We start from the raw sequence: 7,018 nt of genomic DNA, 5'->3' as shown, positions 1-7,018 counted from the left end.
GACGTTGTGGCCGAGGCCCGCAGCTGCGTGCCGACCGATTTCCTGTTCATGCACACCGGGTTGGCGTTGGCCAGCGGTTGGGCGCTCGCGGCCAATGGTCGGCTACGCGAGGCCGTGGCCAGTGCGCATGAGGCAGCGCTGTTGGCCCGGGAACGCGGCCAACCCACTCATGAACTGGCCTGCATACAGGCCGCGGCGCAGTGGGGTGATGCCTCGCATGCGACCCGGGCACGCGAGCTGGCCCAAGCGCTAGCGCTGCCGCTGGCCGATGCGGTTGCCGTGCACGCCGAGTCGCTGTTGGCCGGCGATGGGCCTGGGCTGCTGGCGGCGTCCGGGCAATACCGGCAAATCGGTGACGCCGCCACGGCCGCTGACGCGGCCGCTCAGGCCGCCGTTGCGTTCGACGAGAGTCAGCAGCACAAACGCGGCCTGTATGCGGCGGCATTGGCGCGGGAATTGACCGACGAGTGTGGTGGCCTGTGCACACCGGCGCTGCGGACTCCGTCGGGTCTGAAGTTGTCGGGGCGTCAGCGTGACGTCATCGAACTGGTCGGGGCCGGCTACTCCAACCGCCAGATAGCCGAGAAGCTCGTGATGTCGGTGCGCACCGTCGAGGGCCATGTCTACCGTGCCTGCCAACGGGTGGGCGCCCAGTCCCGCGAGGAGTTGGCCGCGATCATGCGATCGGGACCCGGATCGCGTTGACCCGTCGGTGCCACCGGGTCGGGGGAAAGCTAAGTGCCAACCAATTTCACGCTCGCCCACAACGCCACCACCGCTACCACCAGAGACACTGGAACGGTGAGCAGTCCGAGCCGGGTGTATTCACCCACGCTGGCTTCGATTCCGCGCTGGCGCAGTACCCGGCGCCACAGCAGGTTCGACAGCGAGCCCACGTAGGTCAGGTTGGGGCCGATGTTCACCCCGATCAGCACCGCCAGGACCGCCACCGCCCCGCTGGGGGCAACCAGCGGCAGCAACACCAGAGTCGCGGGCAAATTATTGACCACATTGGCCAACACCGCCGCCACAGCGGCAATCGCCAGCAGGGCGGGCAATGCCGTGCCGGACGGCAGCACAGTCGACATCGCCTTGTCCATACCGTTGACCATGACGGCCTGCACCACAACGCCCAGCGCCAACACGAACACCAGAAACGAGACATTGGCCGAGCGCGCAATGTCGGTCACCGAGGTGTGCCGACGGCTCAAGCTGCGCACGCCCAGCACCGAGGCACCGGCCAGCGCCACCCACGCCGGCGCCACACCCACCGACTGACCGACCGCGAATCCAGCCAGCGTCAGACCGACCACCACCAGCACGAAGACCGGTGGCCGCGGCGCAGGGACCAATCGCTCCGGATCTGGTTGCACGCGCAAATCTTTGGCGAAGAACATCCGGAACACCAAGTAGGTCGTGGCCACCGTGCCCAACCACGGCAGGGCCATCACCAACGTGAACTTGGTGAAGGAGATCTTCGTCAGATGAAATGCCAGCAAGTTGGTCAAGTTCGACACCGGTAGCAACAGCGACGCCCCGTTGGCCAGGTGAGCAGTGGCGTAGGCATACGGACGCACCTGAGTGCGTAACCGATTAACCGCGGCCAGCACCACCGGCGTCAACAACACCACCGTGGCATCCAGACTGAGCACCGCGGTGATGGTGGCGGCGATCAGGAACACCTGCCCCAGCAGGCCGGCCGACCCCAATTGCGCGCGGGCGATCGCCGCGCCTGCCGCCTCGAACAGGCCCTCGTCGTCACACAGCTTGGCCAATACCAGCACCGCGCCCAGGAAGGCGACCACCGCCGATAGCCCGGTGATTTCCTGCACCGCCTGACGAACCGAGATCGCGCCGACCACGACGAGCACCGCCGCAGCCGGCACCGCCGCCACCGCTTCGGGCCAACCCCGCGGACGAGCCACGGCGAAACCAAGAACCACAGCAAGCAGCAACAATGAAAGTGTCAGCGCCATGGCGTTATTCAGGGCCCCGAGTCCGTCACGCCCACGGGTCCTCGCGGCGCCACACCGTCGGCATGTGCACCTCGACTCCGTCAGCGCTAGCCAGCTCGTCGAGTACCCGGATCGACACGTCCAAGTCGTCACCGGCATACGGCAACGCGCGCAACGGCTTTGACAACGGGCTGAAGAAGTCATCCCAGTGGATCAGAACCACCCGTCGAGCATCGACCGCCCGAACCACCTGCTCCCAATACTCGACCAGATACGAGCGCGGCTGTAGACCCAACTGACCGACGCTCAAGTACACGACGTCGGCCCGATACCCGTCCAACGCACCCGGCACATAACCGGCACTGCCCTGGATCAGCAACCGCCGCCCCGACGGGCCATGTTCGATCAACGTCGACCACGCCTCACCACACCGAAAAGCCGATGCTCGCACCGGTGGAATCAGTGGCTGACCGATCTGGCCGGGAAACCGGTCGGGCGGGCAATGGTGCGACTTCACCAGCGTGACCTCATAGGCGCCCAACGCAATTGGTTGGCCGGATCCCGCGATGACAAGACGGTCCTCGGGCAAGCCGTGACCGCGTCCTACATTCGCCGCCGACTCGCCGCCGACCAACCGCGCCCCGGTGCGGTCGGCGACCAGGGCGGAATCGAGCACGTGGTCGATATGGGTGTGTACCGGGATGACGGCGGCCAGCCGAGATACCTTGGCCCTAGCCAGACAGCCGTCGACCCGTGGCGGCGACGGCGCCACCTTGCCCAACCCCACTTGCACGAGATTCGGGCGAGAGAAGTAGCCGTCGGTCATCACCGCCGACGAACCGTCGTCGATCAACAGCGTCGCCACACCCATCCAGGTCACCGCCAGCGGCGCATCCGGTGCAGCGACGGGCACATTGAACCGGTCTGCATAGTGGCTCAAATCGGGGCGGCCCAATCGCAGACGCATCAGCAGAACGCCCTGATGTCAATCGCGGCCTGGTGCAACCGGTCGCGCACCGCAGTGGCGATCTGCACCGCGCCGGGCGAATCACCATGCACACAAACCGATTCCACGGCAATGTCGAGCCGGCTGCCGTCCACGGCGGTCACCTTCCCCGATGTCACCATCGCTAGCACGCGGTCGGCGATCTCGGCGGGGTCATGCAGCACCGCCCCCGGCTGCCGCCGCGAAACCAGCCGGCCCTCCGCGGTGTACGCGCGATCGGCGAACGCCTCCGGCACGGTGCGTAATCCCACTCGACCGGCCTCCTCGAAGAAGGCCGAGCCCGCCAGGCCGAGCACCGGCAGCGTTGGGTCCACCACGTGCACCGCCTTGGCAAGCGCGGCTGCTTGTTCGCGGTGGTCGACGATCGTGTTGTATAGAGCGCCATGGGGTTTGACGTAGGACACCGCACAGCCCGCCGCGTGCGCGATGGCCTGCAACGCCCCGATCTGGTACACGATGTCGGCCAGCAAGTCTTCGGCGGTTACGTCGATGAAACGTCGGCCGAACCCTGCCAAATCGCGGTAGCTCACTTGGGCACCGACGCGCACTCCCCGCTCGGCGGCCGACCGGCATACTCGTAACAGCCCGGCGGGATCTCCGGCATGGAACCCGCACGCTACGTTGGCGCTGGTGACGATTCTCAGCATGGCGTCGTCATCACCGAGGCGCCACACGCCGAACCCCTCACCCAAGTCGGCGTTCAAATCGATACCGGGCATCCGTCTAGCCTATTGCGGCTTCCTGGCGATCACCTGATGGCGCCGGTGGACATGTGGTGCGGCCCTATTGCTTAGCCGCCTTGGCGGCGATCTGTAGAGCAATATCTTTTGCGGCCGAACCCATTTGGTTGTAGGCGCACGTCACGATGTCGATCGAGATGTTGTTGCGGACGGTCAAGGCACGCTGGCAGGTCCACCCGTCGCCGCCCTCCTGCACCTGCGAGGTGCTCAACGTGCCGTTGTCGGTGACGGCCGAGGCCACCGTCCAGATGGTGTCCGGTTGGTTCGGTGCGACGTCGGAGAACCGCCGGTTGGAACAGTTCTTCCAGCTCTGCACTTGGTTGGTGTAGAAGGTGTTGGCGTCCTGCGCCGTGCTGAATGCGACGATGGCCTGGATGGCGTAGTGCTGGCGTTTCTTGGAGTCGTTGACGCTGTCGTCGAGCCGTTGGCCCCGCATCGCGGTCCATCCCGTGTTCGCATACACCTTCTCCTGGGCAGGTCCGTCCACGGCCAGGCAATCGTTGTCCGTGACACTGCTGCTCCAGTCCCACATCACCTTGGCGTTGAACCACACCTTCATCGATGTGGCACTCAACTCGCTATTGATCTGGCTGGAGTCCAGCAGCAGCCCTTCCAGCGCCGATACGGTTATCGGTGCCTGACGCAACGGCCCCTTCTCGGCGGCCAGGGCGCTGCCCTCGACGACTTCAGTGCACCCGGCGGTAAGCATGCACACAGCAGCCAACACGGCGAGCACCACCCTCTGCTGGCGCACGGTTCCCTCCCCTGGCGAACGGTTGTACCAGCTTAATCTCAGCCGTATCGGCGCCGCCCGAGCAACCAGCAAATCAGGTAGATCAGGAACGAAATGGCGGCCACGAACACCGACACCGGCACGCCGGGCGCCAACGACAAGACAATGCCACCGACCGCTGCGGTCTCGGCGAACACCACGGACGTGACAATCGCGGCGGCCGGGGCGGCGACCAGCCGGGCAGCCGCGGCGGCGGGGGTGATCAGCAATGACATCACCAGCAACGCTCCGACGATCTGGACTGCCTGGGCGGCCACCACGCCGACCAGCGCAGCGAACACGATCCCAAGAACCCGCACCGGCACCCCGGCAGCGGCTGCGACATCGGGATCGACGGTCGCGAACAGCAACGGCCGGTAGCAGATCGCCAACACCGCCACGACGAGCGCGCAAACCACCGCCAGCATGGCCAGACCGGAGTAGCCGACGCCGACGATCTGACCGGTCAGCAGCGCGAAGGCGGTCCCGGTGCGGCCCGGGTAGAGGTGAATGAACAGCACGGCCAGGCCCAGCCCAAAAGCCAGCACCACGCCGATAACCGAGTCTCGCTCGCGGCTGCGTTGACCGAGCACACCGAACAACGCGGCGGCCAATGCGCTGCCGAGTAATGCCCCTAACCCGACGTGGATCCCGGTGAGCAAAGCGAAAGCCGCTCCGGTCAAGGACAATTCGCTGGATCCGTGAACCGCGAAAGACATCTGGCGCATGACGATGAACGGCCCGATCAGCCCGGCGACCAGGCCGAGCAGCGCCGCCGCGAGCAGCGCTTGCTGGACGAAGTCGTGCCGCAGCAGGTGCGCGGTCAGATCGAAGGCGAACAAATGGTGCAGCAGGTCGACAAGTCGGTCGTTCATGGTGCATGCCCGTTCGGTGCACCCACCACCACGTAACGATCTTTCACTTTCACGACTTGGATGTCCGCGCGGTACAGAGCCGACAGCGTCTCGGTGGTCATCACCTGCTCAACGGAACCGATCCGGAAGCGACCGTCGACCAGATACACCACCCGGTCCACGTACGGCAGGATGAAATTCACCTCGTGGGTCACCACGACCACCGTGGTTCCGGCGTCTCGTCGTCGCCGGTCGATGAGCTCGGCCACCAACTTCGCGTTGGCCGGATCGAGGGTCAGCAGCGGCTCGTCGCACAGCAGCAGCGAAGGATCACCAGCCAGCGCTTGGGCGACCCGAACTCGCTGCAACTCGCCGCCCGACATCAGGCCCACTCGTACAGTGGCCAACCGCTCGCCGTGCACTTGTTCGAGCGCCCGTTCGACGGCTTGGCGCCGCGCGGCACGATCAGCGGATCGCAGCGGCAACGCGCCCCACCGTCGTCCATCGATACCCAGCCGAACCAGGTCGCCTCCGCGCAGCATCACCTCCCGGTCGAATGGATGATGTTGCGGCACATACCCGATGCGCGGCACCCGGCTTCGTCCCGGTAGCACGCGGTGGCCGTCCACCACCACGCCGCCCGCGCTCAGAGGCAGCTGTCCCAACAACACCTTGAGCAGCGACGTCTTGCCGGTGCCGTTGGGCCCCAGCACCGCGATGAACTCGCCCCGCGCCACCGATAGGTCGAGGTGGTCCCATAACACGCGCTCGCCGAAGGCCAGCCGGGCGCCGCTGAGCGCGATTGCATCATGGCTCATCTCCAGCGCTCAGCGGCCGGACCGCAGGGCGGCGGTCAGCTGGTTGACGGTATTGCGTTGCCACGTCAGGTAATCGGTGCCGCGGGGAAGTGTCTCGGTCACTTCGGTCACGGGCACCCCGGCCCGGCGGGCGGCCGCCTGCAAGTCGGTGGTCACGGCGGTCGAGGTCTGCGGATTGATCAGAAGCGCCTTGACTTGCCGATGGTCGATCATGTCCAGAACGGATGCCAGGTCCGCCGGCGAAGGGTCGTTGTCGTTTTCGTTGGCCATGGTGAAGGCGGCAGGTGTGCGGTTGATCAGCCCGGCCGCTGCCAGCAGATAGTGCACAACCGGTTCCGTGGCGATCACTCCGGTGGCCGGATAACTGGTGGCAATGGCCCGCTCGGAGTTGGCGATCGCATCCGCCTCGCGGACGAAATCGGCGGCGTTGGCGCGATATTCGGCGGCGTGGGGTGCGTCGATGGTGGCCAACCGGTCGGCGATCGTGACGGCAACGGACTTGGCCACGCTCAGGTTGTAGAAGACGTGTTCGTCCGGTGTCTGGCCGTCGTCGGCGGCGCCCAGCAGCGAGTATGCGTCAATGGACTGAATGCTCGGGTGGCGGGCGAGTACTCGATCCACCCAGGAGTCGTAGCCGCCGCCGTTATAGATCACCAGATCGGCGTCGGCGATCGCCGCGGCGTCGGCCGCCGTGGCCTCGTAGGAATGCGGGTCGGCGTCGGCGCCGGTCAGGATCGACTTGACGGGCAGACGTCCGCCGGCGACCGCACGAGCGACGCTGCCCCACACTTCGGTGGAGGCCACGACCGCGACCGCGCCCGGATGAGCGGGCCCTTCGCTGTGGCAGGCTGTCAGCGGGCCGGAAGCGACCAG

At 66.2% G+C, this 7,018-nt stretch carries 8 protein-coding genes; 1 reads left to right on the top strand and 7 read right to left on the bottom strand.

Annotated features, from left to right (window positions below):
* A partial coding sequence (locus tag A9W95_RS07800; protein WP_172826579.1) for a helix-turn-helix transcriptional regulator occupies positions 1-705 on the top strand: 705 nt, incomplete at its 5' end.
* Between the two features lie 29 nt (positions 706-734).
* Here A9W95_RS07800 and A9W95_RS07795 read toward each other — a convergent pair.
* The 7 genes from A9W95_RS07795 to A9W95_RS07765 all read right to left on the bottom strand — a co-directional run bounded on the left by A9W95_RS07795 (position 735) and on the right by A9W95_RS07765 (position 7,018).
* Complete coding sequence (locus A9W95_RS07795; RefSeq protein WP_067410456.1) at positions 735-1,976, bottom strand: SLC13 family permease; 1,242 nt, start codon at positions 1,974-1,976, stop codon at positions 735-737.
* 25 nt (positions 1,977-2,001) lie between these two features.
* Positions 2,002-2,922, bottom strand: a complete 921-nt coding sequence (locus A9W95_RS07790; RefSeq protein ID WP_067410453.1) for an MBL fold metallo-hydrolase — start codon at positions 2,920-2,922, stop codon at positions 2,002-2,004.
* Complete coding sequence (locus A9W95_RS07785; protein WP_067410451.1) at positions 2,922-3,680, bottom strand: LamB/YcsF family protein; 759 nt, start codon at positions 3,678-3,680, stop codon at positions 2,922-2,924. Before A9W95_RS07785 ends, A9W95_RS07790 begins: the two co-directional genes overlap by 1 nt.
* 64 nt (positions 3,681-3,744) lie before the next feature.
* Positions 3,745-4,410: a sensor domain-containing protein gene (locus A9W95_RS07780; protein WP_156746065.1), complete on the bottom strand. Its 666-nt coding sequence runs from the start codon at positions 4,408-4,410 to the stop codon at positions 3,745-3,747.
* Between the two features lie 83 nt (positions 4,411-4,493).
* Complete coding sequence (locus tag A9W95_RS07775) at positions 4,494-5,348, bottom strand: metal ABC transporter permease (RefSeq protein WP_067410445.1); 855 nt, start codon at positions 5,346-5,348, stop codon at positions 4,494-4,496.
* A complete protein-coding gene (locus A9W95_RS07770; protein WP_067410442.1) occupies positions 5,345-6,145 on the bottom strand; it encodes a metal ABC transporter ATP-binding protein in 801 nt (266 codons plus the stop codon). The genes A9W95_RS07775 and A9W95_RS07770 overlap by 4 nt, the downstream gene beginning before the upstream one ends.
* Before the next feature lie 9 nt (positions 6,146-6,154).
* Entirely contained in the window at positions 6,155-7,018 is an 864-nt protein-coding gene (locus A9W95_RS07765; RefSeq protein WP_082982957.1) for a metal ABC transporter solute-binding protein, Zn/Mn family, read from the bottom strand.

The organism is Mycobacterium sp. 1423905.2, from assembly GCF_001673155.1.
In the GTDB taxonomy this organism is placed as follows: domain Bacteria; phylum Actinomycetota; class Actinomycetes; order Mycobacteriales; family Mycobacteriaceae; genus Mycobacterium.
The sequence above is the reverse complement of the archived record's forward strand: the minus strand, read 5'-3'. Positions and strand labels throughout refer to the sequence as shown.